Source organism: Phenylobacterium sp. (assembly GCF_035475775.1).
Lineage (GTDB): Bacteria > Pseudomonadota > Alphaproteobacteria > Caulobacterales > Caulobacteraceae > Phenylobacterium.
The window spans coordinates 23576-50575 of the sequence record NZ_DATIMC010000073.1 but is presented as its reverse complement, the minus strand read 5'-3'; the positions used below and the strand labels follow the sequence as shown (position 1 = coordinate 50575).

At 70.2% G+C, this 27000-nt stretch carries 27 protein-coding genes and 1 pseudogene; 12 read left to right on the top strand and 16 right to left on the bottom strand.

Annotation, left to right across the window (positions count from 1 at the left end):
• Positions 1-40: 40 nt before the first annotated feature.
• A complete protein-coding gene (gene hflC, locus VLI41_RS09750; RefSeq protein WP_325267880.1) occupies positions 41-940 on the bottom strand; it encodes a protease modulator HflC in 900 nt (299 codons plus the stop codon).
• Positions 937-2148 carry an FtsH protease activity modulator HflK gene (gene hflK / locus VLI41_RS09745; protein WP_325267879.1) on the bottom strand — a complete coding sequence of 404 codons (1212 nt, stop codon included), beginning with the start codon at positions 2146-2148 and terminating at the stop codon, positions 937-939. The genes hflC and hflK overlap by 4 nt, the downstream gene beginning before the upstream one ends.
• A 133-nt stretch (positions 2149-2281) precedes the next feature.
• On the opposite strand from hflK, the gene VLI41_RS09740 reads away from it, so the two are divergent.
• Entirely contained in the window at positions 2282-3382 is a 1101-nt protein-coding gene (locus VLI41_RS09740; protein ID WP_325267878.1) for an Mrp/NBP35 family ATP-binding protein, read from the top strand.
• Here VLI41_RS09740 and VLI41_RS09735 read toward each other — a convergent pair whose 3' ends face one another.
• From VLI41_RS09735 to VLI41_RS09705, 7 genes are all read right to left on the bottom strand, one after another.
• Positions 3383-4804, bottom strand: coding sequence for an MFS transporter (locus VLI41_RS09735; protein ID WP_325267877.1), 1422 nt, complete (start codon positions 4802-4804; stop codon positions 3383-3385).
• 126 nt (positions 4805-4930) lie between these two features.
• On the bottom strand, positions 4931-6358 hold the full coding sequence (locus VLI41_RS09730) for an MFS transporter (protein WP_325267876.1): 1428 nt from the start codon (positions 6356-6358) through the stop codon (positions 4931-4933).
• Between the two features lie 107 nt (positions 6359-6465).
• Positions 6466-7887: an MFS transporter gene (locus VLI41_RS09725; protein ID WP_325267875.1), complete on the bottom strand. Its 1422-nt coding sequence runs from the start codon at positions 7885-7887 to the stop codon at positions 6466-6468.
• 167 nt (positions 7888-8054) lie between these two features.
• Positions 8055-8960, bottom strand: a complete 906-nt coding sequence (locus VLI41_RS09720) for an SDR family NAD(P)-dependent oxidoreductase (RefSeq protein WP_325267874.1) — start codon at positions 8958-8960, stop codon at positions 8055-8057.
• A gap of 90 nt (positions 8961-9050) precedes the next feature.
• Positions 9051-10025: an efflux RND transporter periplasmic adaptor subunit gene (locus tag VLI41_RS09715; protein ID WP_325267873.1), complete on the bottom strand. Its 975-nt coding sequence runs from the start codon at positions 10023-10025 to the stop codon at positions 9051-9053.
• Between the two features lie 4 nt (positions 10026-10029).
• Positions 10030-10776, bottom strand: a complete 747-nt coding sequence (locus VLI41_RS09710) for an ABC transporter ATP-binding protein (RefSeq protein WP_325267872.1) — start codon at positions 10774-10776, stop codon at positions 10030-10032.
• Positions 10773-11921 (bottom strand): ABC transporter permease, encoded by a 1149-nt coding sequence (locus VLI41_RS09705; protein ID WP_325267871.1) that lies wholly within the window; start codon positions 11919-11921, stop codon positions 10773-10775. Before VLI41_RS09705 ends, VLI41_RS09710 begins: the two co-directional genes overlap by 4 nt.
• A 259-nt stretch (positions 11922-12180) precedes the next feature.
• Here VLI41_RS09705 and VLI41_RS09700 point away from each other — a divergent pair, with 259 nt between their 5' ends.
• Complete coding sequence (locus VLI41_RS09700) at positions 12181-13464, top strand: NupC/NupG family nucleoside CNT transporter (protein WP_325267870.1); 1284 nt, start codon at positions 12181-12183, stop codon at positions 13462-13464.
• Between the two features lie 133 nt (positions 13465-13597).
• Positions 13598-14233 carry a glutathione S-transferase gene (locus VLI41_RS09695; RefSeq protein ID WP_325267869.1) on the top strand — a complete coding sequence of 212 codons (636 nt, stop codon included), beginning with the start codon at positions 13598-13600 and terminating at the stop codon, positions 14231-14233.
• Between the two features lie 27 nt (positions 14234-14260).
• Here VLI41_RS09695 and wrbA read toward each other — a convergent pair whose 3' ends face one another.
• From wrbA to VLI41_RS09675, 4 genes are all read right to left on the bottom strand, one after another.
• Positions 14261-14956 (bottom strand): NAD(P)H:quinone oxidoreductase, encoded by a 696-nt coding sequence (gene wrbA, locus VLI41_RS09690; RefSeq protein ID WP_325267868.1) that lies wholly within the window; start codon positions 14954-14956, stop codon positions 14261-14263.
• Positions 14957-15006: 50 nt separating this feature from the next.
• A complete protein-coding gene (locus tag VLI41_RS09685; RefSeq protein WP_325267867.1) occupies positions 15007-16002 on the bottom strand; it encodes an MsnO8 family LLM class oxidoreductase in 996 nt (331 codons plus the stop codon).
• A 260-nt stretch (positions 16003-16262) separates the two neighbouring features.
• Positions 16263-16616: a GFA family protein gene (locus VLI41_RS09680; protein ID WP_325267866.1), complete on the bottom strand. Its 354-nt coding sequence runs from the start codon at positions 16614-16616 to the stop codon at positions 16263-16265.
• A 62-nt stretch (positions 16617-16678) separates the two neighbouring features.
• On the bottom strand, positions 16679-17161 hold the full coding sequence (locus tag VLI41_RS09675; protein ID WP_325267865.1) for a PaaI family thioesterase: 483 nt from the start codon (positions 17159-17161) through the stop codon (positions 16679-16681).
• Between the two features lie 59 nt (positions 17162-17220).
• Between VLI41_RS09675 and VLI41_RS09670 the strand changes: the two genes are divergently transcribed.
• The 9 genes and pseudogenes from VLI41_RS09670 to VLI41_RS09630 all read left to right on the top strand — a co-directional run bounded on the left by VLI41_RS09670 (position 17221) and on the right by VLI41_RS09630 (position 23730).
• Positions 17221-18417 carry an acetyl-CoA C-acetyltransferase gene (locus VLI41_RS09670; protein WP_325267864.1) on the top strand — a complete coding sequence of 399 codons (1197 nt, stop codon included), beginning with the start codon at positions 17221-17223 and terminating at the stop codon, positions 18415-18417.
• A gap of 20 nt (positions 18418-18437) precedes the next feature.
• Positions 18438-19586, top strand: a complete 1149-nt coding sequence (locus VLI41_RS09665) for an acyl-CoA dehydrogenase family protein (protein ID WP_325267863.1) — start codon at positions 18438-18440, stop codon at positions 19584-19586.
• A 39-nt stretch (positions 19587-19625) separates the two neighbouring features.
• Positions 19626-19916, top strand: coding sequence for a type II toxin-antitoxin system prevent-host-death family antitoxin (locus VLI41_RS09660; RefSeq protein WP_325267862.1), 291 nt, complete (start codon positions 19626-19628; stop codon positions 19914-19916).
• A complete protein-coding gene (locus VLI41_RS09655) occupies positions 19913-20290 on the top strand; it encodes a type II toxin-antitoxin system VapC family toxin (RefSeq protein WP_325267861.1) in 378 nt (125 codons plus the stop codon). Before VLI41_RS09660 ends, VLI41_RS09655 begins: the two co-directional genes overlap by 4 nt.
• Positions 20287-20526 carry a DUF3253 domain-containing protein gene (locus tag VLI41_RS09650; protein ID WP_325267860.1) on the top strand — a complete coding sequence of 80 codons (240 nt, stop codon included), beginning with the start codon at positions 20287-20289 and terminating at the stop codon, positions 20524-20526. Before VLI41_RS09655 ends, VLI41_RS09650 begins: the two co-directional genes overlap by 4 nt.
• Before the next feature lie 16 nt (positions 20527-20542).
• On the top strand, positions 20543-21196 hold the full coding sequence (locus VLI41_RS09645; RefSeq protein ID WP_325267859.1) for a glutathione S-transferase family protein: 654 nt from the start codon (positions 20543-20545) through the stop codon (positions 21194-21196).
• 56 nt (positions 21197-21252) lie between these two features.
• Positions 21253-21555 (top strand): annotated as a pseudogene (locus tag VLI41_RS09640) (uracil-DNA glycosylase family protein); the annotation flags it as partial.
• A 12-nt stretch (positions 21556-21567) separates the two neighbouring features.
• Positions 21568-22587, top strand: coding sequence for an alpha/beta fold hydrolase (locus VLI41_RS09635; protein WP_325267858.1), 1020 nt, complete (start codon positions 21568-21570; stop codon positions 22585-22587).
• A 63-nt stretch (positions 22588-22650) separates the two neighbouring features.
• Complete coding sequence (locus VLI41_RS09630) at positions 22651-23730, top strand: Glu/Leu/Phe/Val dehydrogenase dimerization domain-containing protein (RefSeq protein ID WP_325267857.1); 1080 nt, start codon at positions 22651-22653, stop codon at positions 23728-23730.
• 73 nt (positions 23731-23803) lie between these two features.
• Here VLI41_RS09630 and VLI41_RS09625 read toward each other — a convergent pair whose 3' ends face one another.
• The 3 genes from VLI41_RS09625 to VLI41_RS09615 form a co-directional block, all read right to left on the bottom strand.
• Positions 23804-24415, bottom strand: a complete 612-nt coding sequence (locus tag VLI41_RS09625) for a GNAT family N-acetyltransferase (RefSeq protein WP_325267856.1) — start codon at positions 24413-24415, stop codon at positions 23804-23806.
• A 217-nt stretch (positions 24416-24632) separates the two neighbouring features.
• Positions 24633-25964, bottom strand: coding sequence for an MFS transporter (locus tag VLI41_RS09620; RefSeq protein WP_325267855.1), 1332 nt, complete (start codon positions 25962-25964; stop codon positions 24633-24635).
• A 144-nt stretch (positions 25965-26108) separates the two neighbouring features.
• On the bottom strand, positions 26109-26957 hold the full coding sequence (locus VLI41_RS09615; protein WP_325267854.1) for a class I SAM-dependent methyltransferase: 849 nt from the start codon (positions 26955-26957) through the stop codon (positions 26109-26111).
• Positions 26958-27000: the final 43 nt, after the last annotated feature.

Here is a 27000-nt window from a genome sequence, read left to right as displayed (position 1 = left end):
CCTTCTCCCGCAACGGGAGAAGGGTTGGTCGGGAGGGGAGCTAGCGGCGCCCGGCGCCCCCAGGCCCGCGCTCGAAGTATTTGAAGAAGTCGCTGTCGGGGGCGATCACCAGGGTGGTGTCGCCGTTGGCGAGCGAGGCGTCATAGGCCTGCATCGAGCGATAGAAGGCGGCGAAGGCCGGGTCGCGGCCATAGGCCTGGGCGAAGATCCGGGTACGCTGGGCGTCGCCCTGACCGCGGGTGGTCTCGGCCTCCTCGGTCGCCGTGGCCAGCGTGATGGTGACGGTCTTGTCGGCGGTGGCCATGATCTGCCGCTTCTGCTGCTCGCCCATCGCGCGGGTCTGGGCGGCGATCTGCTCGCGGGCGGTGCGCATGCGGCGGAACACCGAGGCCTGGATCTGCGCCGGCAGGTCGGCGCGCTTGATGCGCACGTCGATCACCTGGACGCCGAACCGCGCCGCCTTGGCGCGGCGCTGCATCTCGATGCGGGAGGCCTGCATCAACTCGGCGCGACGGGTGGAGATGATCTCGGTCTGGGTCGTCGAGCCCAGGATGTCGCGCAGGGTGGAGTTGAGCAGCCGGTCGATCCGGTCGGTCGCCGTCCGCTCGTCCCGAAGCGTGCGGTAGAACTGCAGCGGATCGCCGATCCGGTAACGGATGAAGGCGTCCACCACCAGCCGCTGCTGGTCGGAGGAAATGATCTCCTCCTGGTCGACTTCCTGGCCGAGGTTGCGCCGGTCGAGCCGCACCACGTCCTCGACGAACGGTTGCTTCATGTGCAGCCCGGCCTCCGACCGGCCGGGCGCGTTGATCACCCGCTCCGGGTCGCCGAAGCGCACGACGATGGCGCTTTCGCGCTGGTCGACGATGAAGAAGGTGTTGAACACCACGATCAGCAGCCCGACGGCCAGCACGATCCATCCGAGCCAGCGGCGGTTCATTGGCTGGCTCCCGCGCCCGGTTGCGCGCCCGACGAGGACGGTTGGGCCTGGCTCTGCTGGTCCGGGGCGGCCGGGGCGGCCTGGGCCGGGGGCGACCCCGAGGCCGCCGCCGGCGCCCTCGGCTTGAAGACGTCGGGCGGCAGGACGATCGGGGCGTTGGTCCCCTTGCCCGAAACCACGACCTTGTTGGAGTGGTCGAGCACCCGCTCCATGGTCTCGAGGTAGAGCCGCTCCCGGGTGACGCCGGGCGCGCGGCGATATTCGGTCTCGATGGAGTTGAATCGGGCCGCGTCGCCCAGCGCCTCGCGGACCGCCTGCTCACGGTAGGCCTGGGCGCCCTGGACGATGCGCGAGGCGTCGCCCTTGGCCTCGTTCACCACCCGGTTCGAATAGGTGTTGGCCTCGTTGACCGCGGAATCCGCATCCTGCTGGGCGTTGCTCACGTCACGGAAGGCGGCGACCACGTCCGGGGGCGGTCCGGCGGCGCGGATCTGCACGCCCACGACGCTGACGCCGGCGCCCCAGGTGTCCAGCGTGCGCTGCATCAGGTCGGTGGTCTGGGTCTCCACCTTGCCGCGCCCGGTGGTCATGATCTGGTCGAGCGGCGTGGTGCCGATCACCTCGCGCATGGCGCTCTCGGCCACGGCCTTCACCGCTTCTTCCGGGTTGCGCGTGGAGAACAGGTAGCGGGCCGCGTCGTTGATCCGCCAGGTGACGCTGAAGGTCAGGTTGACGATGTTCTCGTCGGCCGTGAGCATCAGGCTTTCCTGCGGCGCCTCGGCGTCGGGCGCGCCGCCGATGTCGATGCGGTTCAGGTTGGTGACCGGCACCTTCTCCGCCCGCTCGATGGGGCCGGGGAGGTGGTAGCGCAGCCCGGGCCCGGCGGAGCGCGAGTAGGCGCCGAAGGTGGTGACCACCGCCTCCTCGTTGGGCTGGACGATGTAGAGCCCCGAAAGCGCCCACAACGCGAAGACGCCGCCGGCGATCGCCGCCACGGCACCCGGCCGCACGCCCTGCCCCGGGCCGCCGCCGAACAGGCCGCCGAGACGCCGCCGAAGCCGCTCGAACAAGGCCTCGAGCTCCGGCCCCTCCGGCCGCCTCGGCCCGCGCGGACCGCCCTGATCCCCGCGGCGCGCGGGCTCGCGCCTATTGTCGTCGGGCGGGGGCGATCCCCATGGGCCCGGATTGGCGTTGTCGTTCCAGGGCATCAGGCGCGAGGCGTCTTGGTCAAACGGGACTCCCGTCGCGGCCGCCCGCGGATGGGCTTGTAAAGCGGCTCCGTCAGCCGGATATGAAACCCCTTCTCGGCCAAAGCAAGACATTGGCGTCCTCGAGGCTTCCATGGGCGATCCCGCCGTTCCCGACCGCGCGCAGGTGCTCGAGGCGCTGGACGCCGTGAAGGACCCGATTTCCGGCCGCGGCCTGGCGGCCGCCGGGCTGGTGCGCGGCCTGATCCTGCGCGCCGGCCGGGCCGCCTTCATGCTGGAGGTGCCGCCGGAGCTGGTCGAGCGCTACCAGCCGGTGCGCGAGGCCGCCGAGCAGGCCCTGGCGCAGGCGCCGAACGTGCACGCCGCCCAGGTGGTGCTGACCGCCGAGGCGCCGGCCGCCGCCAGCTTCAAGACCGCCCCGCGGCGGGCCCGGGTCGCCGAGGACCCGCAGGCCCGGCTCGGCCGCATGCCCGAGGCCGAGAAGCCGGAGCACGTGAAGAAGGTCATCGCCATCGCCAGCGGCAAGGGGGGCGTGGGCAAGTCCACCGTGGCGGTGAACCTGGCGGCGGCGTTCGCCACGCTCGGCCTGCGCGCGGGCCTGCTGGACGCCGACATCTACGGCCCCTCGGCCCCGCTGATGTTCGGCGTCGACGAGGAACCCGGCTTCAGCGCCGACAAGCGGCTGATCCCGCTCGAAGCCTGGGGCGTCAAGGTGATGTCCATCGGCTTCATCGTCGAGCCGGGCTCGGCGGCGATCTGGCGGGGGCCGATGGCCACCTCGGCGCTCCGCACCATGATGGCCAGCGTCTGGGGGACCGAGGCCGAGCCGCTGGACGTGCTGGTGGTCGACCTGCCGCCGGGCACCGGCGACGTGCAGCTCACGCTCGTGCAGCGCATGAAGCTGGACGGCGCGGTGATCGTCTCGACGCCGCAGGAGATCGCGCTGATCGACGCCCGGCGCGCCGGCGCCATGTTCCGCAAGCTGGAGGTTCCGATCCTCGGCGTCGTCGAGAACATGGCCTGGTTCGAGGGCCCGGACGGGGCGCGCATCCCGATCTTCGGCCAGGGCGGGGCGGCGAAGGAGGCGCAGGCGTTGGGCGTGCCGTTGCTGGCGGAGGTGCCGATCGAGGTCGCCCTGCGGGAAGCCTGCGACGCCGGCCGGCCGTTGGTGGCGACCGCGCCGGACAGCGCCGCCGGCCGCGCGTTCCTGCAGATGGCGCGGACGCTCGCCTGACTACTGCGCCGCCGCGATCGTCTCGTTGGGCCCGACCAGGCTTTCCTCGGCTGCCGCCACGTCGGCGGCCGCCAGGCCCTCGAGCTTGGCGCGGATCTCGCTCTGCCGCTGCCTGGTGAGGTTGTAGCCGAAGAACATCGAGCCGCCGACCATCACCAGGATGATGGGCGCGAAGAGGTAGCACATCTCCAGCCCCCAGATGGCGTGCGGCGTGTTGTGCGCCGTCTCCTTGGGGTCGTAGCCCACCGCCTGCAGGATCGGATAGACGATCGAGACGGTGATCGAGGAGCCGAACTTCTGGGTCATGGTGACCAGCGCGAAGAGCACGCCGGCGCGCTCCTGGCCGGTCTCCAGCCGGAGCTGGTCGGCGACGTCGGCCACCATGGCGCGGATCAGGAGCACGAAGGAAGACGCGGTGAAGCCCACGGCGAACATGCCGGCGAAGGTCGGCCAGAACAGCTTTGCCGGGATGACCATCAGCATCGTCTGCATGATGGCGTAGGCGACGCAGCCGATCTGCACCGTGCGGTGCTTGCCGAACTTCTGCGCCACACGGCCCCAGAACGGCGCGCCGATCAGGCCCGCGCCGATATAGGGGATCAGCAGGATCGGCACCTGGGTCTTCAGCGAGAAGCCCTTGGCGTCGTGGAAGAAGAACACGTAGAGCGGCGCCGTCGTGCCAGGCCCGAGCGTCAGGAACAGGTCGGCGAGCACCAGCCGCAGCATCGAGGGCGTGGTGATCACCGCGAGGTAGTCCTTCAGCGTCAGCTTCTCCTTCTTGACCACCGGCGCGATGCGCTCGGGCGCGAGCAGCACGGCGAGCGGGACTGTGATCGCGGTGATCGCGATGATCATCCAGCCGATCAGCGGCAGGCTCTCGGCGCTGGCGGGACTGATCCGGCCGCGGGTCACGACCGGCAGGAGGTTCACCGCCACGCTGCCGAGCACGGCCAGCCCCAGCATCCATCCGAAGATCCGCGAGCGCTCGTTGTAGTCGCCGGTGAGCGTGCCCGCCCAGGCGGCGTGCGAGAGGGCCAGCATCGAATAGGAGGCGTAGAGCACGAAGTACCAGGTCGCCAGATAGCCCACGCCCGCGGCATCGGGCGGATTGAACGCCTTGAAGATCGCGAACGCCATGACCGGCAGGCCCGCGAGGTACCAGGGCCGGAAGCGGCCGAGCGGGGTCTTGGTCTTGTCCATCAGCCAGCCGAGGCCAAGGTCGACGCCCAGGTCGGTCAGGCGGATCACGGCGATGGCGCCGCCGATCACCAGCAGGCTGATGCCCATCTTGGCGGCGTAGAAGCGGGGCAGGTAGACGCCCATCACGCCGAGCAGCATGGCCGAGCCGATGCTTCCGCCGGCGAAGGCGAGAAGGCGCGGGAACGGCAGGCGGCCGCTCGTCGCGGCGCTGGTGGAACTCACGGGCGTCTCCTCAAATCAATGGGTCGCCCTCTGGCGGGGCGCTAATCCTGAAATGAGAGCGCGGCCCCTGGCGGCGCGCAAGCTCTATTCCGCTGCGGTAGGCCACGGGCGCGTGATCGTCCGGGCCTATTCCGCCGCCATCGGGGACTTCTCCGCCGGCTCGCCGGTCAGGCTGACCTCGGCGTCGGCCAGGGAGGCCGCCTCCAGCGCCGCCAGGTCGGCGCGGATCTCGGCGTGGCGCTGCGGCGTCAGCTTGTAGCCGATGAGCAGGAGCCCGCCGACCGCGACCAGGATGATCGGGGCGAACAGATAGCACATCTCGAGGCCATGGATCGCCGCGGGCGTGTTGACCGCCGTCTCCTTGGCGTTGTAGCCGACCACCGCCAGGATCGGGAAGATCACCGACACGGTGATCGACGAGCCGAACTTCTGCATCATGCTCAGGAAGGCGTAGATCACGCCCGACCGCTCCTTGCCGGTCCGCAGGCGCAGCTCGTCGCCGACGTCGGCCGCCATCGCCTGGAGCAGGAACAGGAAGGCCGACGCGCAGAAGCCCACCGCGAACATGCCGACGAAGGTCGGCCAGAACAGCTTGGCCGGGATGGCCATCAGGATCGTCTGGGTGATCGCGTAGCAGACGCAGGCGAGCTGGATCGTGCGCGGCTTGCCGAGCTTCTGGGCGACGCGCGCCCAGACCGGCGCGCCGAGCAGGCCCGCGCTCATGTAGGGGATCAGGAGCAGGTTCACGATCGTGAAGGCGAAGCCCTTCGCGTCATGGAAGAAGAACAGGTAGATCGGCCCGGTCACGCCTGGACCCAGCACCAGGCACAGCTCGGCGATCACCAGACGGTACATGGATGGCGTGGTGATGACCGCCAGGTAGTCCTGGAACGTCGTGCGGTCCTTCTTGATCTCACTGGCCACCGGCTCGTGCGCCGAGATCAGGGCGAGCGGCACGACCACGCAGGCCACGCCGATCAGCACCCAGCCCACCGCGCCCATGGTCGAGGAGACCGCCGGGTTGATCCGCCCGCCGGTGATCAGCGGCAGGGCCAGGATGGAGGAGGTGCCGAGCACCGCCATGCACTGCATCCAGCCGAACAGCCGCGACCGCTCGTGATAGGCGCCCGCGATCCGGGCGGCCCAGGCCGAGTGCGCCAGCGCCAGCATCGAATAGCCGACGTAGACCACGATCAGCCAGGTGAAGAGATAGCCCGTGCCCGCGCCGGGCGGCGGATTGAACAGCTGATAGGCGGCGATGGCGAAGATCGGCAGGCCCGCGGCGTACCAGGGCCGGTAGCGGCCGAAGCGCGTATGGGTCTTGTCCATCATCCAGCCGAGGACGAGGTCGAAGCCGAGGTCGGTCAGGCGTACCGTCGCCATGACGCCGCCCAGCGCCAGCAGGGTCAGCCCGATGTGGCCGGCGTAGAACTTCGGCAGGTAGACGCCCACCAGGATCGCCATGATGTAGACCGGCGTGCTGCCGGTGGAGAAGGCGAGCAGCCGCGGGAACGGCAGGGAACGGCCCCCGGATGCGGCGGAAGTGGCGGTCAAAGGCGTCTCCTCAAAATGTCGATGGTCGCCCTCTTTCGGGGCGCTAATCGGGCGAAGGGAATGCGGACCGCCTCTGGGCGCAAGGCATTTCGCCGCTGCAATGTGGGCTAAGCGCTCGGGGCCGCGATCTCGCCGGGCTCTCCGGTCAGCGATTGCACTCCGGGCGCTTCGGCATAGAGCGCGTCGCGCGCGTCGAGCTGGCGGCGGATGTCGGCGTGCCGGTCGGCGGTCAGCCGGTAGCCCAGGAAGCAGGCCCCGCCGGCCATCACGAAGAAGATCGGCCCCACGATGAAGGCCAGCTCCAGCCCGTGGATCTGGGCCGCGCCGTTGGCCGGCCCCAGCTTGGGGTCGTAGCCGATCATCTGCAGCACCTTGAAGGTGAAGGTGATCGAAAACGCGCCCGCCACCTTGGAGGTGGCGCTGGTCAGGGCATAGAGCAGGCCCATCTGGTGGCTGCCCTTCTCCAGGCGGATCTCGTCGCCCACGTCGGCGGTGATGGCGCGGATCGTGACCACGAAGCCGGCCGCGAACGCGCCCAGGCAGAACATGATCGGCACCGAGGGGATCCACGCTCCCTTGGGGGTCAGCGGGATGATGATCAGGAACAGCGAGTAGAGGGTCGTCGAGACGATCAGCGCCCGGTGCTTGCCGATGCGGTTGGCGAGCCAGGCGGTGGTCGGCGCGCCCACAAGGCCGGCCAGGATGTAGATCACCAGCAGCAGGTTCGCCATGCCGAAGCTGACCCGCCGGGAGGCCTCCCAGTAGAAGATGTAGAGCGCGGCCATCCAGCCCGGCCCGAGGGTGACCGCGAGGTCGGCCGCCAGGATGCGCAGCACGTTCGGCCGCGTCACCAGCCCCACGTAGTCGCGCAGGGTGAAGCGCGGGCCGTGCGCGCCGCCGACGATCTTTTCCGGCGTGCACAGCACCGCGAAGCCGATGGCGAGGGGCGCCAGCCCGGTGAGGAACCAGCCCACGGCGCGGACGCTCTCGGACTCGCCGCCGCCGCTGATCCGGCCGACCATCACCGGGATCAGCATCACCGTGGCCGAGCCGGCCACGCCCAGCGCCGACATGATCCCGAAGATCCGCGAGCGGTCCTGGTAGGTGCTGGCCAGCGAGGAGGCCCAGGAGTTGACGCCCAGCACCAGGATCGAGGTGCCGAGGTACATCACCAGCAGCCAGATCGTCAGAGTCCCGCGGGTCACGCCCACCGGCGCCTGGTAGAGCATGTAGAGCGCCAGCATCAGGATCGGGATGCCGACGACGATCCAGGGCCGATAGCGGCCGAGCGGCGTGCGCGTGCGGTCCATCATCAGCCCCAGGGCGGGATCGATGGGGATGTCGATCAGCCGCACCAGCCCGAACAGGCCGCCGACCGCCAGGCCCACGCCCAGGTCCTTGGAGAAGAACGGCGGCAGCTGCACCGCGATCGAGGTGTTCAGCGCGGCGAACGGCAGGTAGGCGCAGGCGAACGCCAGGGCCGAGAAGACGGACAGACGACCGGCGTCGGTGCGGGGGGCCTTGGGCAAGCAGCGTCTCCTGGGTCTGTCGGGTCTCTGGCGGACCCGATCGGGCCTCAGGTTACGCGCGATCACCTCGGCTCAGGCAAGTGGATTCCGTGTAATCCCGCTATGCGAAATGGACGCCAGGCGGCTCCCAGCGCCGCGTGCAAGCTTTGCTCTATTGGCGCGACGTATCAGGCGCCCTGCATCTTGCGGAAGAACTTCTGGGTCTGCTCGCCGCCCGCGACGTAAGCCTTCTGACCCGCCGCATCGGTGATCTTGGTCAGGCTGTCGCGCACCTCTTCCGCCGACAGGCCGCCTTCGCCCAGGTAGACGCCCTCGGTCTCGACGATGCGGGCGCAGGCGAAGGCGCCGGCGCCGGCGGTCAGGATGGTTCCGGTGGGCGCCTCGTCCGAGCACAGGAACACCACGGCCGGGGTGACGAACTCCGGCTTCAGCCGCGCCAGGATCTCCGGCGGCATCAGGTTCTCGGTCATCCGCGTGGCGGCCACCGGCGAGATGGCGTTGACGTGGATGTTGTTCTTCTGGCCCTCCAGCTTGAGCGTGTTCATCAGGCCGATGACGCCCATCTTGGCCGCGCCGTAGTTCGACTGGCCGAAGTTGCCGTAGAGCCCGGACGAGGAGGTGGTCACCACGATGCGGCCGTAGTTCTGCTCGCGCATGATCTCCCAGACGGCCTTGGCGGGCTTCACGGTGCCCATCAGGTGGACGCCCAGCACGAACTCGAAGTCGGCGATCTCCATCTTGGCGAAGGTCTTGTCGCGCAGCACCCCGGCGTTGGCGACCAGGATGTCGATCCGGCCCCAGGCGTCCATCGCGTCCTTGACCATCCGCTGCACGCCGGCGTCGTCGGTCACCGAGGAGCCGTTGGCGAGCGCCTCGCCGCCCAGCGCCTCGATCTCCTCGACCACCCGGTGGGAGGCCTCCGAGCCGCCGCCCGAGCCGTCGACCGATCCGCCCAGATCGTTGACCACCACCTTCGCGCCGCGGCGGGCGAGCTCCAGGGCATGCTGACGGCCGAGCCCGCCGCCCGCCCCGGTGACGATGGCCACTTTGCCGTCGAAGCGGATGTCCGCCATGAGGATCCCCTGGATTGTCGCGTTGCGCCGCGGCGCGCCTTGTGCGGCGCGGCCGGGGAGGCGTCAAGCGCACTCCCTTGATGGGGAGGGCTATCCCCGCGGGACGGCCCGGGCCTGCGCCTGCTGCTGGTCTCGCATGAACTTCACCAGCACGCGCTGGCCGATCAGGAACGGCGCCTGGTCGGCGGAGACCACCACCTCCACCACCCGCTCGTCCGAGCGGTCGGTGGGATCGTCCGACTGCAGCTTGCGGGCGCCGAACACCGGGGCCTGGCGGATCACGCGGCCGGGATAGGTCTTGGCCGGATCGGACTCCGGCGACATCCGCACGGCCTGCCCCAGCGCCACGTTCGGCAGCGCGCCCTCGGAGATCTCGGCGCGCACGATGCGCGGCGCCTTCGGCTCCAGGTCGAACATGTTGGAGACGTTCAGCGTCGAGGCGCCGGCGCCCGGGTTGGCGTAGCGGCGCACGATCTTGCCGTCGACGGGGGCGCGGATCACCGTGAGCTCCTGGTTGTAGCGGGCCTGGGCGAGCTTGGCCTCGGCGGTCGCGATCTGCGCCGTCTGGGCGTCGATGTTGGCCTGCGCCTGGCGCACCGCGTCGCGCGCGTCGTCGAGCTTCTGGCCGGCGACCCAGTTGCCGAGCGCAAGCTTCTCAAGCCGGCGCTGCTCGCGCTGGGCGGTGGAGAGCTGCACCTTCAGCAGCTCCATCTGGGCGCGCGCCTGGTTGAGCTCGGCCTGGGCGCTCTGGGCCGCGAGGCGGGGCTCGTCGTCTTCCAGCCGGGCCAGCACCTGGCCCTGCTTCACGTCCTGGCCCTCCTGCACCAGCACGTCCTTGACCACGCCCGAGGTGCGGGCCGCGACCTGGATGATGCCGCCTTCGACGTCGGCCTTGCCGTTGGCGACGGCGACGTACGGGCTCCTCTGCGCAGCCGCCGCGCTCTGCCGCGCCTCCAGCGCCTTCCTGGCCTTGGCCTGGGCGGACATCACGCTGAACGCGCCGCCGCCCAGGATGAGCGCGACGAGGGCGATCCAGACGATCGGTTTGCGGAAGAAGGCAAGCATGTCTCTAGGCTCCGACGAGCTCGGGGTGCGGGACGGCCGGGGCGGGGCCGGGCGCCTGGCGCGCGGGCTCGTCGCTCAGGACCTCGCCGTCCTCGATGTGGATGATGCGGTCGGCGTAGGCCTCCAGCCGCGGATCGTGGGTGACGCAGATCACCGCCGCGCCGCGCTCCTTGGCGGCCCGCTGCAGCAGCTTGACGATGACCTGGCCGGTCTCGCCGTCGAGCGCGCTGGTGGGCTCGTCGGCGAACAGGAGCTGCGGGTCCTTGGCGAGCGCCCGGGCGATCGCCACGCGCTGCTTCTCGCCGCCCGACATCTCGGAGGGCCGCTGGCGCAGCCGGTGGGTGAGGCCGACCTCGTCCAGCGCGACCGCCGCGCGCCGGCGCGCCGCGGACCGCGAGAAGCCCTTGTACTTCAGAATCAGCGCCACCTGGTCCAGCGCGTTCAGCGACGAGAACAGGTTGAACCCCTGGAAGATGAAGCCGCAGTGGTCGAGCCGGAAGCGGTCGATCCTGCCGGGCTTCAGCGCCCAGAGGTCCTCGCCCATCGCCGTGACCTGGCCCTCGTCGGGCTTCAGCAGGCCCGAGAGGCAGGCGACCAGCGTCGACTTGCCGGAGCCCGAGGGCCCCATGACCATGGTCACCTCGCCGTGGCGCGCCTCGAAGTCGACGGCCTTCAGCACCTGGATGTGGGTGCGGCCGGTCTTGAAGCGCTTGGAAAGGCCCTTGGCCGAAATCGCGGTCGTGGAGCTCATCTCAGCAGGTCCGCAGGCTGGCTCTTCTTCAGGATGCCCAGGGACAGGAGCCCCGAGGCGACGGAGATGGCGAGCAGCAGCAGCGCGACGGTGACGATCCAGCGGAGCGGGAAGCCCATCGGCACGCCGGCCTTGTCGCCGAGCAGCGACACCAGCCAGGTGAACAGGCCGGTGAAAGCGAGGCCGACGACGCCCACCCACAGCGAGAGCTCCAGCACCAGCTTGCGCAGCGAGCCCATGGAGACGCCCAGCGCCCTCAGGCTCGCCAGCTCCTTGATGTTGGCGAGCAGCGCGCCGCGCAGCGTCTGGGAGGTGATGCCGACCCCGATCAGGAAGCCCAGGAACAGAGAGAAGCCCAGGAACACGCCGATGATCTGCTCCTTCATCAGCGCGCCCCGATTGGCCTTGGAGAGCTCGGCGCGCGTCCAGGCGCGGTAGGCCCCGTGGGAGGCCGCGTTCAGCTGGCTGCGGACCAGCTCGGCCCTGGCCGGATCCTTGATGCGCACCATCAGCGGGCCGAGCCGGGTGTCGTCCTGCTTCAGGCCCAGCATCCGGTAGCTGTCGCGCGACATCACCACGGTCGGCTGGTTGATGCTCGGATAGCCCTGGAGCACGGCGCGGACATGGACCGTGCGGCCGTTGATCACGGCGCTGTCGTCGAGCTTCACCCCGAGCCGCGCCAGGCTGGTCTTATCGATCGCCACCGACAGCGGCTCCATCAGCGCCAGCCGCGTCGCCTCGGAATAGTCGACCGGCAGGGTGACCGCGTCGGGGCGGCTCACGTCGACCGTCCAGATCTGCACGAAGTCGGTCTTGCGCTTGTGGCCCGGCGGCGGGTTGTTCATCCACATCGAGCCGTTGCCCTGCAGGTCCTGCACCTCGACGACCTGGGGGTTGAGGTAGATCAGCGGCATGATCCGCGCCGGCACGCCCGAGCCGGGCCCGGAATCGATCAGCGCCTCGACCTTGGGCCCCATGACGATGATGTCGGCGCGGCTGCGGTCGATGGTGGCGGTGATGCCCTGGACGATGCCGGTGAACATGCCGACCTGGGCGAGGATCAAGAGGCCCGAGAAGGCGAGCGCCACCACCGCGGCGGTGTAGCGGCGCCACTCGTAGATCAGGGTGGACAAGGCCAAAGACATGCGGCGAGACGCCCTTTCGGTGAGCGCGGGGATGTCGCCGCGGCCCGCCCCGAGCCAGTTAAATCGCCGTAAGACGATGGCCGGGTGGGTCGCAGGATGCGCTCGCCTGATAGGAGGCGCCGAGACGAAGACGCGGATGCGGCGCGGGGGATTAAACCTTCGTAATCCGGCTCTTCGGCCGCCCGCTTGCGCGCCGGCGGCTTCTCAGCGCCAATCCCCGGGGGCCTGCGACTCTGCAGGCGCGGGGTGGTTTCGCAGCATGTTCGGTCCGCAGAACGCGCAGAGCCTGGTGGGCGTCGCGGTGATCCTCGGGCTCTGCTGGGCGGCCTCGGAGAACCGGCGGGCCTTCCCGTGGAAGCTCGCGATCGGCGCCATCGCCCTGCAGGCGATCCTGGTCGCTGCGCTGTTCGGCTTTCCGGTGCTGCGGGCGGGGCTCGCCGGCGCCGGGCAGGCGGTCGACGGGCTCTCGGCCAGCACCCAGGCGGGCGTCGCCTTCGTGTTCGGCTTCCTGGCGGGCACGCCCGACCAGCCCTACCCGCTGACCAACCCGGGCGGGCTGTTCGTCTTCGCCTTCCGCGTGCTGCCGGTGATCCTGGTGGTCTGCGCGCTGGCGGCGCTGCTCTGGCACTGGCGGATCCTGAAGTGGATCACCCGCGGCTTCGGAGTGGTGTTCGAGAAGACCATGGGCCTGCGCGGCGCGCCGGCGCTGGCCACCGCCGCCACCATCTTCATGGGCCAGGTGGAGGGCCCGATCTTCATCCGCAGCTATCTCGCGAGCCTGTCGCGCTCGGAGCTGTTCATGCTGCTCACGGTGGGCATGAGCTGCGTCTCCGGCTCGACCATGGTGGCCTATGCGACCATCCTGAAGGGCGTGCTGCCGAACGCGGCGGCCCATGTGCTCACCGCCTCGATCGTCTCGGCGCCGGCCGGCGTGCTCCTGGCCCGCATCCTGGCCCCGCGCGACCCGGCGGCCGAGCAGCCCCAGGCGCTCGGGCCCGAGGCGGAGAAGGTCTACGGCAGCTCGGTCGACGCCCTGATCCGCGGGACCTCCGACGGCCTCGCCATCGTCATGAACGTGGCCGCGACGCTGATCGTCTTCGTGGCGCTGGTGGCGATGGTCAACGGGCTGCTCGGCCTCGCGCCGCGGATGGGCGGGGCGCCGCTTTCGGTGGAGCGCGGCCTGGGCGTGATCTTCGCGCCGCTCGCCTGGAGTCTCGGCGTCGCCTGGAAGGACGCGGGCCTCGCCGGCTCGCTGCTGGGCGCGAAGCTGGTGCTGACCGAGTTCACCGCCTTCATCCGCCTGGCCGCCGTGCCCGTGGGCGCGATCGAGCCGCGCACCCGGGTGATCATGACCTATGCGCTGTGCGGCTTCGCCAACGTCGCCTCGGTGGGCATCAACCTGGCGGGCTATTCCGTGCTCGTGCCGCAGCGCCGCGCCGAGGTGGTGGGCATGGTCTGGAAGGCGATGGCGGCGGGCTTCCTCGCCACCTGCCTGACCGCCTCCATCGTGGGCGCCATGCCTGCGGCGCTGTTCGGCGGCTGAGCTCCCGCGTCATCCCGGACGGCCGACGGGCCGATCCGGGACCCAGGTCCGCCGCATCGGAAACGTTGGGTCCCGGCTCTCCGCTTCGCTACGGCCGGGATGACGGCTAGAAGGAGTGCAGCAAGGAGGCCCCATGAAGCTCTACGACACGCCGCTCGCTCCCAATCCGCGCCGGGTGCGCTGGTTCCTGGCCGAGAAGGGCATCGCCGACCTGCAGGTGGTCACGCTCAACCTGATCGCAGGCGAGCACAAGACGCCGGAGTACCTGGCCAAGGCGGGGCTCGCCAACGTGCCGGCCCTGGAGCTGGACGACGGCACGGTGATCACCGAATCCGTCGCCGTCTGCCGCTATCTCGAGAGCCTCTATCCCGAGCCCAACCTGTTCGGCCGCGATCCGAAGGAGACCGCGCTCATCGAGATGTGGACGCGCCGGGCCGAGCTGCTGGTCGCCACGCCGTTCATGCTGGGCGTACGCCACACCCACCCGGCGCTGGCCGCCCTGGAGACCCAGAACCCGGCGGTCGCCGACTACAACAAGGAGGCTGGGCTCCGCGCCTGCAAGGTGCTGGACCGGCGCCTGGCCGAGAGCGAGTGGCTGGGCGGGGCGCGCTTCACCGTCGCCGACATCATCGCCTACGTCGGCATCGACTTCGGCCGGATGATCAAGCTCGTCCCGCCGGAGGATCTCTCGCACCTCGGCCGCTGGATGGCGCTCATGCGCGCCCGCCCGGCGGCCAGGGCCGGGATGCCGCAGCCCCAGCCGGCGTGACGGGTTGCTCCTCCTGAGGCGGAGGCGCTAGTGCGCCGGCCGCTGCGGCGCTTCGCCTGGGCGCGGCTCCTTCCAGGCGTGCGCCTCGCCGGAGGGCATGGGCGTCTGGATTTCCCGCAGCTCGCCGGCCAGGCGCGCGGCGGTCTCGGCCACCAGCCGGCCCTGGAAATAGGCGCCGGCGAGCTCGTTGTCGCTCGGCCTGCGCTGGCCCTGGCTGCCGGCGATGGTCGTGGCGCCGTAGGGCGCACAGCCGGTGATCTCGTCCAGCGTCATCTGCCCGGCGAAGGAATAAGGCAGGCCCACGGCGATCATCCCGAAGTGCATGAGGTTGGTCAGGATCGAGAACAGCGTCGTCTCCTGGCCGCCGTGCTGGGTCGCGGTGGAGGTGAAGGCCGCGCCGACCTTGCCGTTCAGCGCGCCCCTGGCCCAAAGCCCGCCGGCCTGGTCGAGGAAGCTCGCCATCTGCGAGGCCATGCGGCCGAATCGCGTGCCGCAGCCCACGATCACGGCGTCGTAGGCGACCAGGTCGTCGATCCGGGCGATCGGCGCCGGCTGGTCGAGCTTGTAGCCGGACTTGCGCGCCAGATCCTCGGGCACCAGCTCGGGCACGCGCTTGATGTCGACCTCGGTTCCGGCGATCGAGCGGGCGCCGTCGGCCTCCGCCTGCGCCATGGCTTCGATGTGCCCGTAGGTCGAGTGGTAGAGGACGAGGACCTTGCTCATGCGGGACTCCTGGGTTGCGGCCACAACCCCGGTCCGGGCCTCCGTGTTTCCTAATCCGGCTTCAGCAGCTCCAGCGAGTGGATGCGGGCCTCGAGCGAGGGGCCGCTCGCCATGATGAACAGCTCGTCGGCCTGGCTGGTGCGGGTCTTCTCGGCCAGCCGGCCCAGCACCGTCATCTGGTCGCTCGCGATGGTGCGGGCCTCCACCATCTGCAGCACCGGCGAGGCGCTGCGGTCGGCGAGGTAGGCCATCGCCTCGGCCACGTCGGGAAACCGCTGGCGCGCGCCCTCCAGCATGGCGACGCTCGCCGCCCGGCGCGGCGCGTCCAGCCGCCAGGCGGCCTCCGCGTCATCGGCGGCGAAGGCGATCAGCGCGATCCCCGCCCAGGGCGTCTCGCGAAAGGCCGACGGCTGGAAGGCCTGGCGGTAGGCCGCGACCGCCTGATCGCCATCGGCGCGGGCGATGAACTCGGCGAACACCATGCCGATGCCGGCCTGGCCGGCGAACACCGCGCTCTCGGCCGAGGAGCAGAGCATGAACAACTCCGGGTGCGACGGCCCGGCGGGGCTCGCGTGGATGCCGTGCAGCGGGTGCTCGTCGCCGATCGGCTCCTGGCCGGCGGCGTCCAGCAGCCAGGCCGAGAGCAGGGCGAGGTAGCGCGGGAAGGCCTCCGAGCCCACCGAGCGCAGCGCGCCGCCGGTGCGCGCATCGGCGCCCAGCGCGCGGCCCAGCCCCAGGTCGATGCGGCCGGGCGCCAGCGCCTCCAGCTCCATGAAGGTCTCGGCGACCTTCAGCGGCGAATAGTTGACCAGCATCACCCCGCCGGAGCCCAGCCGGATGCGGCGGGTGACCTGGCTGAGCGCGGCGATCAGGATCTCCGGGTTGGGCGAGCCAAGGCCGCGGATGTTGTGGTGCTCGGCCACCCAGAAGCGGTGGAAGCCCAGCCGCTCGGCGGCCTTCGCCACCTCCAGCGTTTCGCGCACCGCCTGGGCCTGGGTGGCCCCGGCGGACACCGGCGACAGGTCGAGAACCGAGAGCAGGGGCATGGAGCCTCTCTAGGACGGATCGACCTCGCAGGCGACGGGCTGCGTGCGGCGCGGCAGATACGTCGTCCCTCGTCCTCGATGGAGGAGGGAAGGGGTGGGGGTGAGGCCGCTGAGCTGACGCAGGGAACGCGGGTGGCGCCTGCGTCTCTCGGGAATTCGCGGCGCGGTCCTGCCTTCACCGCCATCCCCGGCCCCTTCTCCATCGAGGAGGAAGGGGGGCGGACTACTGGCCACCCCGAGCTGGCGCTACGGTCGGAGGTTCAATCCATGTATTCCCAGGTGTTCGCGCCGTCGAAGTGGCGGATGCGGATCTTGTCCCAGTCCAACCCGTCGACGTTGCGGGCGTTGATCGCCATGCGCTTCTGGGCTCCGTCCAGGCTCTGCCAGTGGGTGGTCACGCCGCAGGTCTTGCAGCGGTGGAACGCCAGCATCCGGTCGCCCCAGACGTAGGGCTGGGTCGAGCCGGCCTTGGAGAGCTTCACCTGCGCCGGCGAATAGTAGGCCCACCGCGCGCCGAGCCGCCGGCAGATCGAGCAGTTGCACTCGGTCACTTCCGTCGGCGCGGTCTCGACGGTGAGCTTCACCGCCCCGCAGTGGCAGGCCGCCTCGATCATCGCGCGCTCCTCCCGAAGAGCGTTGTCGCAATCAGAAGGTCATATGGGGGCCGAAGTCCAGCTTAGCCGCGGCGGGGCGGGGTCTTCTTGATCACCGAGGAGAAGCTGGCGACCGGCTCGCCGCCCGCCGAGGCGTTGGCGATGAGGCCGCGCACGAACACCATCGAGCGGCCGGCCTTCACCACCTCGCCGCGGCATTCCACGAGCTCGCCCTCGCGCGCCGTGCCGACCAGCTCGCAGTTGAAGGTGGCGGTCACCGTCGGGACGCCCTGGATCGCGTCGCGGGCGATCACGAACAGCGCGAAGTCGGCGAAGCTCATGACGCAGCCGCCGTGCAGGAAGCCGCCGCCGTTCATGTGCTTGCGCTCGGCCCGGAACGCGCAGACCGGAACACCGTCTGCGCGCTTTTTCCAGTAGAACGGCCCGGCCAGGTCCTCGAACGGATCGCCGCCCGGGTAGTGCGACCAGCCCGCCCACTCGCCCGCGGCGACTTGCGTGAGCTTCGAGCCGTAGTTGGTATCCAGCTGCTCTGCGCCGCCGTCCATTGCCCCTCGCAGGTTCGAACTCTAGTTTGACGGCCGCTTCCGAACCGTCCGAGGGCCCCATGCGACGCGCCGCCATCGTCTCCCCCATCCGCACCGCCGTTGGCAAGTACCTGGGCTCGCTTTCCGAGCTGACCGCCGGCGAGCTCGGCGCGGTCATCCTGAAGGCGCTGGTCGAGCGCACCGGGATCGACCCCGAGGCGATCGACGACGTGATCTTCGCCCAGGGCTATGGCTCGGGCGAGGCGCCGTGCATCGCCCGCTGGTCGGCGCTGGCCGCCGGCCTGCCGATCGAGATCCCCGGCTACCAGCTCGACCGCCGCTGCGGCTCGGGCCTGCAGGCGGTGATCGATGCGGCGATGATGGTCCAGACCGGGGTCGCCGACGTGGTGATCGCCGGCGGCGTCGAGAGCATGAGCAACGTCGAGTACTACACGACGGACATGCGCAAGGGCGCGCGCGCCGGCTCGGTCACCCTGTACGACCGCCTGGCCCGGGGCCGGGTGATGAGCCAGCCGATCGACCGGTTCGGGGTGATCTCCGGGATGATCGAGACCGCCGACAACCTCGCCCGCGACTACCAGATCAGCCGCGAGGCCTCCGACGAATACGCCGCCATGAGCCACCAGCGCGCCGCCAGGGCCTGGGCCGAGGGCAAGTTCGACGACGAGGTGGTCGCGGTCTCCGTGCCGCAGAAGAAGGGCGATCCGATCGTCTTCGCGCGTGACGAGGGCGTCCGCGCCGACGCCACGCCCGAGGGGCTCGCCAAGCTGAAGCCGATCGAGAAGGACGGCGTCGTCACGGCCGGCAACGCCAGCCAGCAGAACGACGCCGCTGCCGCCTGCCTGGTGGTCGCCGAAGACAAGCTCGCCGAGCTCGGACTGGAGCCGATGGGCTGGTTCGTGAGCTGGGCCGCCGCCGGCTGCGATCCCTCGCGCATGGGCATCGGCCCGGTGCCCGCGGTGAAGCGGCTGTTCGAGCGCACCGGGCTTTCCTGGGACGACATCGACCTCGTCGAGCTCAACGAGGCCTTCGCGCCGCAGGTGCTGGCGGTGCTCAAGGGCTGGGGCTGGGACGAGCGCGACCGGCTGAACGTCAACGGCTCGGGGATCTCGCTCGGGCATCCGATCGGCGCCACCGGCGGGCGCATCCTCGCCAACCTGCTGCGCGAGCTGCAGCGCCGCGACGGCAAGTATGGGCTTGAGACCATGTGCATCGGCGGCGGCCAGGGCATCGCCGCGGTCTTCGAACGCGCCTGAGCCGAACCGGGGAGTCCGCCATGCCGCTCGACATGGACATCCGCGAGCAGCTGATCGACACGGTCCGCCGCTTCGTCGCCGAGCGCCTGCGCCCGCTGGAGGCCAAGGTCGCCGAGGACGACGCCATGCCGCCCGAGGTGGTCGAGGAGATGAAGCAGCTCGGCCTGTTCGGCCTCTCGATCCCGGCCGAGTACGGCGGGCTCGACCTCTCGATGGAGGACGAGTGCCTGGTGGCCATCGAGCTCGGCCGCACGAGCCCGGCGTTCCGCTCCACCTTCGGCACCAATGTCGGCATCGGCAGCCAGGGGCTGGTGATGTTCGGCGCCCCCGAGCAGAAGCAGAAGTACCTGCCCGGCATCGCGTCGGGCGAGATCATCACCTCCTTCGCGCTCACCGAGCCGGAGGCGGGCTCCGACAGCGCCAATGTGCAGACCCGCGCGATCCGCGATGGCGACTGCTACGTCCTGAACGGCTCCAAGCGCTTCATCACCAACGCCAACAAGGCCGACCTCTTCACCGTCATGGCGCGCTCCGATCCGGAGAAGCCCGGGGCCGGCGGCGTCTCGGCGTTCCTGGTGGAGCGGAACCTCCCGGGCCTCTCGGTCGGCAAGCCCGAGAAGAAGATGGGCCAGCAGGGCGCCCACATCTGCGACGTGATCTTCGACAACGTCCGCGTGCCGGTGGAGAACCGGCTGGGCCGCGAGGGCGAGGGCTTCAAGGTCGCCATGCAGGTGCTGGACCGCGGCCGCCTGCACATCTCGGCGGTCTGCGTCGGCGTCGCCGAGCGGCTGATCGCCGACTGCGTGGGCTACATGGGCGAGCGCAGGCAGTTCGGCCAGGCGCTGAGCAATTTCCAGCTGCTGCAGGGCATGATCGCCGACTCCAAGACCGAGTCCATGGCCGCCAGGGCGCTGACCCTGGAGACCGCCCGCAAGCGCGACGCCGGCCAGGGCGTCACCCTGGAGGCGGCGGCGGCCAAGTACTTCGCCTCCGAGATGGTGGGCCGCGTCGCCGACCGGGCGGTGCAGATCTTCGGCGGCTCCGGCTACGTGGCCGACTACGGCATCGAGCGCTTCTACCGCGATGTGCGGATCTTCCGGATCTACGAGGGCACCAGCCAGATCCAGCAGGTGGTCATCGCCCGCGAGACCCTGAAGCGCGGCGGCTGAGCTTGCGAAATCAAGTTAGCTAAGCTAAGTTAGCTAATCATGGTCGTCTCGAACATCCACCAGGCCAAGACCAACCTCTCCAAGCTCATCGAGAAGGCGGAAGCCGGCGAGGAGGTGGTGATCGCGCGCAACGGCAAGCCGGCGGTGCGGCTCGTGCCGGTGGAGAAGCCGGCCGAGCTGCCGCGCCGGCCGGACGGCCTGCCGGGGTGGATGGGATCACTGAAGGGGCAGATCTGGATCGCGCCCGACTTCGACGAGCCCGACGAAGAGCTGATCCGCGCATTCGAGGAAGGCGAGATGTTCCCTCCCGACGACGATGAGCACGAGTGAGGGTCCTTCTCGACACGCACGTCGCCCTATGGACGTTCTTCGACCCGGCGCTGATCGGACGAGAGGCGACTGAACTGCTGCGGGACCCGGAGACGGAGATCGTGGCAAGCGTCGTCAACGTCTGGGAAATCTCGATCAAGCGAGCCACCGGCAAGTTACGGACGCCAGACGATTTTCCCGCTCGGCTGCGACGATGGACGCAGGAGATGCTTGCTGTGAACGAGGCGCACGCCTGGCGAGTTGGCGAACTGCCCCGGCATCATCTGGATCCCTTCGACCGCCTGCTGGTGGCTCAGGCTCAGATCGAGAACCTGCCCTTGATCACCCACGATCGGCAGCTCGCGCGCTACGACATAAGGATCGTCCGCGCATGAGCGCTGCGATCGAGGCCGCGATCTTTCAGCTGCTGAGCGCCGGAGCAAAGTCGATTTCGCCGGAGGAGGTCGCGCGCGCAGTTGATCCCGACGGCTGGCGCAGGCAATTGTCGCATGTGCGGGGCGCGGCTGCAGCCCTGGCGCGGCAGCGACGGCTGGTCATCCTGCGCCACGGCAAGCCGGCCGATCCGGACGATTTCAAGGGCGTCTGGCGGATGCGTCTGCCGGAGACCTGATGATGGAGGTTCGCTGATGATCATCTATGGCAACTCGCTCTCCCCGTTCGTGCGCAAGACGATGGTGTTCGCCACCGAGAAGGGCGTCGAGTTCGAGCTCGTCGCGCCACAGGCCGGCGGCGAGGCGTTCAAGCAGGCGAGTCCGTTCGGCAAGATGCCGGGCTTCAAGGACGGCGACTTCCTGATTTCGGATTCCACCGCGATCATCACCTATCTCGAGGCCATCAAGCCCGAGCCGAACCTGATCCCGACCGATCCGAAGGCGCGGGCGCGGACCATTTGGTACGAGGAGTACGGCGACACGATCGTGGCGGCCTGCAGCGGCACGATGTTCTTCAACCGCATCGTCTCGCCGCGGTTCTTCGGCCGGCCCGGCGACCTCGCCGCCGCCGACGAGGCGCAGAAGACCGCCTTCCCCAAGGCCGCCGACTACCTCGAAAGCGTCGCGCCGGCCTCCGGCTATCTGGTCGAGGACCGCTTCACCCTGGCCGACATCGCCGTCGCGAGCCCCTTCGCCACCGCCAGCCACGCCGGCTGCCCGCTGGAGGCGAAGAGCCATCCGAAGGCGGCGGCCTACGTCGCCCGCATCCTCGAGCGGCCCTCCTTCGCCAAGCTGATCGCCCAGGAAACCCAGGCGCTCGCCGCCACCGCCCAGCACGAACCTGCGTGATTTCGCGCGCCTCTCCCCCTTGCGGGGAGAGGGTAGGGTGCGGGGGTGTCGGCGCTCCCAGGGGCGGCGACTATCCGCCGCCCCGGCGCTGCGCCGAGCTCTGGCGGGCCCGCCTGCTGGCGGCGCTGCCGAGCGTCCAGTTGACCCTGCTGATCGGCGGCTACGCCCAGGCCTGGACGCTCGGCGCCCGCAGGTCGCTCGGCGAGACCGTGCGAAACTGGCGCGCGCACCTTCCCGGGCGGGGGGTCCTGCCGCACCCCTCCTGGCGCAACACCGCGTGGCTCGAGCGAAACCCCTGGTTCGAGGCCGAAGTTACGCCCTATCTCCGCCAAAGGGTCCGCGAAATCCTCAGCCGATAGTCCCGACGAGTCATGCCGCGTCTGCTCATCGTCCTAGCCGCGCTCGCGCTTTCCGCCTGCACGCCCCTGCTGGTGCAGCATCCGCTGAGCCCGCCCACCGCCTTCTCCGGCCCGCGCCTCGAGGACGACGCGGTGGTGAGCTTCGACGGCGCGCGGCTCGGCCTGAAGCACTGGGATCCGGTCGGCGAGCCGTGGGCGGTGATCGTCGGCGTCCACGGCATGAACGACTACTCCAACGCCTTCCACCTGGCGGCGCCGTGGTGGGCGAGCCAGGGCGTCGCCACCTACGCCTATGACCAGCGGGGCTTCGGCCGATCCCCGGAGCGCGGCGTCTGGGCCGGCGAGGGTCTGATGACCGAGGACCTGCGCACCGTCACGGCCCTGGTCCGCCGCAAGTTCCCGCACGCCATCATCGCCGTCGCCGGCGAGAGCATGGGCGGCGCGGTGGCCGCGGTCGCCTTCGCCTCCGACCGGCCGCCCGCCGCCGACCGGCTGATCCTCATGTCGCCGGCCGTCTGGGGCTGGAAGGAGCAGCCGCTGCCGAACAAGACGCTGCTGTGGTTCGCCGCCAATTTCACCGCCGGCAAGGTCTATGAGCCGCCGCGCTGGCTCACCTCCAAGATCAAGCCCACCGACAATCGCGAGGAGCTGATCGCCATGGGCCGCGACCCGCAGATGATCTGGGGCGCGCGCTCCGACGCCCTCTACGGCCTCGTCTCGCTGATGAGCGACGCCTCCGACGCGGTGGGCCGCGCCTCCGTGCCGACCTTCTACCTGCACGGCGCGCACGATCAGATCATCCCGAAGGCCGCCGCCTACCGGGCGGCCGCGCACCTGAAGCCCGCCGACCGCTCGGCCAACTACGCCAAGGGCTACCACCTCTTGATGCGCGACCACGAGGGCCCGATCGTCTGGGCCGACGTGCTGGCCTTCATCCGCGACCCGCAGGGGCCGCTGCCCTCCGGCGCGCCCGCCATCCCGCATTCGCCGGCGCAAGGCGCCGAAATTGCACGCGCCTCGGGAGCCTTGTGAGCGCGCTGGCATGGGCGTAGAGCGCTCGCGAAACCATTTTGCCCAGTAGGCGCTGCGCTTAGCATGACCTTGTTCGATTCACCGGACTTTGAGGGACACGAAGGCGTCCACGCCTTCTTTGACGAAAGATCCGGCCTGAAGTGCGTGATCGCCGTGCACTCGACGGCGCGGGGCCCGGCGGCGGGCGGCTGCCGCATGTGGCCCTACGCCAGCGCCGAGGCGGCGCAGAACGATGCGCTCAGGCTCTCACGCGCCATGTCCTTCAAGAACGCCATGGCCGACCTCGATCTCGGCGGCGGCAAGGCGGTGATCCTGGGGGATAGCCGCACCGAGAAGACGCCGGCCCTGTTCGAGGCGTTCGGCCGTGCGGTGGAGGCGCTGGGCGGCCGCTACTGGACCGCCGAGGATGTCGGCGTCTCCCCCGCCGACCTGGTCCACGCCCGCAAGGCGACGCGCCACGTGGCGGGCCTGGAGGGCCATCCCGCCGCCTCCGGCGATCCCAGCCCGGTCACCGCCGAGGGCGTGTTCCGGGGCCTGCGCCTCTGCGTGCGCCGCGCGCTCGGTCGCGACCTGGATAATGTGACCGTGGCCATGCAGGGCGTCGGCCACGTGGGCGGCCACCTCGCCGACAAGCTCGCCGCGGCCGGGGCCAGGCTGGTCATCACCGACGTCAACCCCGAGGTCCTGCACGCCGTGGCGGCGCGCACCGGGGCCCGGATCGTGCCGCCGGCCGCCATCTTCGACGCCGAGGCAGAGGTCTTCGCCCCCTGCGCGCTCGGCGGGTCCATCAACGCCGACACCTTGCCGCGGCTGAGGGCGCGGGTGATCGCCGGCGCCGCCAACAACCAGCTGGCCGATGCGGCCACGGGCCAGGCGGTGTTCGCGCGCGGCATCCTCTACGCGCCGGACTACGTCCTGAACGGCGGCGGGATCATCAACGTCGCCGGGGAGATCCGCGCCCTCGAGTGCGGCGAGGCTTTCGATCCCGCGTGGGTCGAGGCCAAGCTCGACCGCCTCGCCCGGACCCTGGAGGAGGTCCTCGACCGCGCCAAGGCCGAGCACCGTCCCACGAGCGACGTGGCGAACGAGATCGCCCGTAGCCGCATCAGCCTCGCGGCGGAGGCGAAGCGGCAGGCCGCCTAACGATATCCGCTCACCCCGGCGAAAGCCGGGGCCCAAGCCGGGTTCGGGCTTGGAACTCCATGCTGCGGCGAAGTCAGCCTGGATCGCGGCCTTCGCCGGGACGAGCGGACGAAGCGTATTTGCGCCTGGCCAGCCAATCCTCGCGCGTCAGCAGCCAGGTCTCGCGCATCAGCTCACCGCAGACATAGGCGTGCGGCTTCACCCCGATGAGCGTCGCGCCTTGCTTCTCCTTGATGCGGTGCGAGCGGACGTTGTCGACGGCGTTGTTGAGGTAAAGGAAGGGCCACCCGAGCTCCTGGAAGGCGAAGCTGGTCACGGCGTCGGCCGCTTCGGTCATCAGCCCCTGACCCCAGTGCGACCGTGCCAGCCAGAAGCCGCGCATGTCCTGGTTCGCCAAGTCAGGCTTCAGCTCGATGCGCCCGATGCAGGCATTGTCGCCGTGCTTCACCGTGATGGTCCAGCAGCAGGCCTCGCCTCGTTCCAGCCGCGCCAGGCACTCGCGCATGTTGGTCTCGGCCCCGTCCGCCGGATAGGGCCAAGGGATGCCGGCGTGGAGGTGCTTGACCAGCTCCCAATCCGGGAAGTCGCGCTGGATCGCGGGCACGTCCTGCATCCGGGGCGGCCGCAGGACCAGCCGCGGGGTCTCGAGCACGGGAGTGGGCGGAAGCGGACATTGGAACGCCATGAGAGGGTCTCCGAGTAGGGCCGGAGGCCGGGCGCTGCGCGTCGCTTCAGGAGAAGGATGAGCCCCGGCCGGACCGGCGGGGCTGGTGAGGGATGGCTAGGCGATACGCGCGCAGCCGGCCTCACGCCCCGCAGGGGTGGCGTTGGTACCGCACGGCTGGTTGGCGAAACGGGCCATGGCGCGCGCCTCTATCACACGCCTTCGCCGCTGGCGAGCCTCAGACCGCGAGGCGGGCGGTGCGGGGCTCCTTCACGATCGCGATCAGGATCATGAGAGCGACGGCCAGGAAGCCCAGCGATATCCCGAAGACCGCATCGTATCCCACGAGATCGGCGAGCCCGCCGCCGACCAGCGGGCCGATGGTGGCGGTGATGCTCTCGGCCGTGGCCGAGACCGCGATGCGCATGGGCAGGTCGTCGCGCGAGCCGAACTCGAGGATCATCGTCTGGGCCGACATGTTGTAGCCGGCCTGCGCCGCGCCCAGGCCGAAGAAGGCCGCCGCGATCAGCCAGCTCACCTGGACGTTCATCAGCAGCACGGTCGCCACGACCCACGCGATCAGCGAGAGCAGCAGCACGAGCCGGAAGCCGGTCCGGTCGCCGACATGTCCCCAGACGAGGTTGGAGAGCATGTCGCCCAACATGAAAGCCGTGGAGAGCAGGCCGAGCGTCGCGCCCATCTGGACGGCGCCGTGCAGGTGCAGCTTCTGGCCGACATAGAGGATGTAGAAGGGGGTCGCGATCCGTGCGGAGACCGCGGTCATCTGCACCAGCAGGAAGAAGGCGTAGGAGCGGTCCTGGCCGATCAGCCTGGGCAGGTCGCGGAAGCGCTCGCGGAAGCCGCTGCGGGCGCGCGTGGTGGGCGGCTGCGGCTCCTTCACCAGGAACTGGATGCACCAGAGCCCCATGCTGGTCAGGACGAAGGCGACGGTGAAGCTCGTGGAGTAGCCGTTGCCGAACAGGTTGTGGCCGATGAAGTACTTGCCCGCGAAATAGGCGAGCACGGCGGCGATGGCGCTGCCGGTGGTGTTGCGCCAGGCCTGCAGGCGGCCTCTTCGACTGATCGGGATCACCTTGGCGATCAGCAGCGAGAAGACCACCCGCTGGGCGCCCATGAAGAGCCCGAACAGCAGCATCATCAGAAGCAGGGCGCCGACCAGGGCCGAACCTTTCAGCATCCAGCCGGCGATGGCCATGCCCAGCACCGCAAGACGCGCCAGGCTGCCCATCCAGATTGCGGCCGGCATGACCCGGGTGCGGTGCTCGACCTTGGTGGCGCCGAAGATCGGCGAGATGATCCCGCCCACCTGCTGCAGCGCCAGGCCCAGGCCGACGATGGCGTTCGAGCCGGAGACCTGGTGCAGGTAGGTGGGCAGGAAGGTGGGCGTATTGACCAGCCGAAAGCCGGTCATCCCCAGCATGCCGTGCAGGTAGTTGCCGAGGTAGTTCCGCTTCAGGTTGTCCCAGACGAACTTCTCGTACGCCGCTTCGCGCTCAGCGAGATCGTCGGCCTCCGGGGCGACGTCGGCGGTGTCGAGCTTGGCGTCCAAAATGTCTTCGCCGCGCGAGGCTGGGGGCAGCCGGGCGGAGCGCCCTCAACTGGAATTGGGATGATGGCGCCGTCCTAGCAGAGTCCGGGCCGGCGACGGAAGGCCGATCAAACGCTTGTTTGCCGGCCCGCCGTCGCGGGCGCCTCAGGGCCGGTGCGCAGTGACGATCCAGACCGCGCCCGGCATCCAGACCTGACCGTCCTTCAGGTTCGCCGCCAGCACCTCGCGCACGCTCTCCCGCACCCGCGGCGCGAGCTCGGGGTTCTCGCGCAGCCGCGCGCCCAGCGGGCCGACCCTGAGCGCGAGGGTGAGCGCATCCTGCAGGCTCACGCCGCCCAATTGGAGATCCAGCTTCTCAAGGGCCACGGGCTCGAACCCGGCGCCTTGCAGGATGCCGCGCACGCGCTCGGCGTCGGCGAAGGCGAAGGGACCCGGCGCGGTCGGGTCCGGAGGCGGACCGGCCGGCGCAGGCAGGAGCGCGCTCGCGGCCATCGCCGGCCCGGTCATGAACGGATTCTCGCCGGGCGTGCGCCAGCAGGCGAACACCAGTCTGCCGCCGGCCCGCAGCGCGCGGCGCAGGTTCGCGAAGGCCGCCGTCGGATCGGCGAAGAACATCACCCCGAACCGCGAGAAGATCGCGTCGAACGCGCCCTCGCCGAAGTCGCGCACCTGGGCGTCCGCCTCGACGAACCGCACGTTCGGCAGCCGCTCCGCCCGCTTGCGGGCGAGCTCCAGCATCGGCCGCGAGATATCGACGCCCGTGACCGCTCCGCTGGCGCCGACGCGGGCCGCCAGTGCGACGGTGGTCTGTCCGCCGCCGCAGCCCACGTCGAGGAGCCGCTCGCCCGCGGCCGGCGCGAGCGCTTCGATCGCCTGCATCCCCACGCCATGGATTTCCCGGTCGAGCAGGTCGTTCAGTTCCGCCCAGGTCTTCCCGCCCTGCTCGTTCCAGTAGGCGATCTGGCTGGCGTTGGGGCTCGAGGCTTCGCTCATGGTCAGGCTCCTGGCTGGGCGAGCCCCGGAACCCGGGCTCACA

What these genes read in the sequence shown, in the direction of transcription:
- hflC (WP_325267880.1), bottom strand. Translation starts at nt 940, where the DNA reads ATGAACCGCCGCTGGCTCGGATGGATCGTGCTGGCCGTCGGGCTGCTG.
- hflK (WP_325267879.1), bottom strand. Translation starts at nt 2,148, where the DNA reads ATGCCCTGGAACGACAACGCCAATCCGGGCCCATGGGGATCGCCCCCG.
- VLI41_RS09740 (WP_325267878.1), top strand. Translation starts at nt 2,282, where the DNA reads ATGGGCGATCCCGCCGTTCCCGACCGCGCGCAGGTGCTCGAGGCGCTG.
- VLI41_RS09720 (WP_325267874.1), bottom strand. Translation starts at nt 8,960, where the DNA reads ATGGCGGACATCCGCTTCGACGGCAAAGTGGCCATCGTCACCGGGGCG.
- VLI41_RS09715 (WP_325267873.1), bottom strand. Translation starts at nt 10,025, where the DNA reads ATGCTTGCCTTCTTCCGCAAACCGATCGTCTGGATCGCCCTCGTCGCG.
- VLI41_RS09710 (WP_325267872.1), bottom strand. Translation starts at nt 10,776, where the DNA reads ATGAGCTCCACGACCGCGATTTCGGCCAAGGGCCTTTCCAAGCGCTTC.
- VLI41_RS09705 (WP_325267871.1), bottom strand. Translation starts at nt 11,921, where the DNA reads ATGTCTTTGGCCTTGTCCACCCTGATCTACGAGTGGCGCCGCTACACC.
- VLI41_RS09700 (WP_325267870.1), top strand. Translation starts at nt 12,181, where the DNA reads ATGTTCGGTCCGCAGAACGCGCAGAGCCTGGTGGGCGTCGCGGTGATC.
- VLI41_RS09695 (WP_325267869.1), top strand. Translation starts at nt 13,598, where the DNA reads ATGAAGCTCTACGACACGCCGCTCGCTCCCAATCCGCGCCGGGTGCGC.
- wrbA (WP_325267868.1), bottom strand. Translation starts at nt 14,956, where the DNA reads ATGAGCAAGGTCCTCGTCCTCTACCACTCGACCTACGGGCACATCGAA.
- VLI41_RS09685 (WP_325267867.1), bottom strand. Translation starts at nt 16,002, where the DNA reads ATGCCCCTGCTCTCGGTTCTCGACCTGTCGCCGGTGTCCGCCGGGGCC.
- VLI41_RS09680 (WP_325267866.1), bottom strand. Translation starts at nt 16,616, where the DNA reads ATGATCGAGGCGGCCTGCCACTGCGGGGCGGTGAAGCTCACCGTCGAG.
- VLI41_RS09675 (WP_325267865.1), bottom strand. Translation starts at nt 17,161, where the DNA reads ATGGACGGCGGCGCAGAGCAGCTGGATACCAACTACGGCTCGAAGCTC.
- VLI41_RS09670 (WP_325267864.1), top strand. Translation starts at nt 17,221, where the DNA reads ATGCGACGCGCCGCCATCGTCTCCCCCATCCGCACCGCCGTTGGCAAG.
- VLI41_RS09665 (WP_325267863.1), top strand. Translation starts at nt 18,438, where the DNA reads ATGCCGCTCGACATGGACATCCGCGAGCAGCTGATCGACACGGTCCGC.
- VLI41_RS09660 (WP_325267862.1), top strand. Translation starts at nt 19,626, where the DNA reads ATGGTCGTCTCGAACATCCACCAGGCCAAGACCAACCTCTCCAAGCTC.
- VLI41_RS09650 (WP_325267860.1), top strand. Translation starts at nt 20,287, where the DNA reads ATGAGCGCTGCGATCGAGGCCGCGATCTTTCAGCTGCTGAGCGCCGGA.
- VLI41_RS09645 (WP_325267859.1), top strand. Translation starts at nt 20,543, where the DNA reads ATGATCATCTATGGCAACTCGCTCTCCCCGTTCGTGCGCAAGACGATG.
- VLI41_RS09635 (WP_325267858.1), top strand. Translation starts at nt 21,568, where the DNA reads ATGCCGCGTCTGCTCATCGTCCTAGCCGCGCTCGCGCTTTCCGCCTGC.
- VLI41_RS09630 (WP_325267857.1), top strand. Translation starts at nt 22,651, where the DNA reads ATGACCTTGTTCGATTCACCGGACTTTGAGGGACACGAAGGCGTCCAC.
- VLI41_RS09625 (WP_325267856.1), bottom strand. Translation starts at nt 24,415, where the DNA reads ATGGCGTTCCAATGTCCGCTTCCGCCCACTCCCGTGCTCGAGACCCCG.
- VLI41_RS09615 (WP_325267854.1), bottom strand. Translation starts at nt 26,957, where the DNA reads ATGAGCGAAGCCTCGAGCCCCAACGCCAGCCAGATCGCCTACTGGAAC.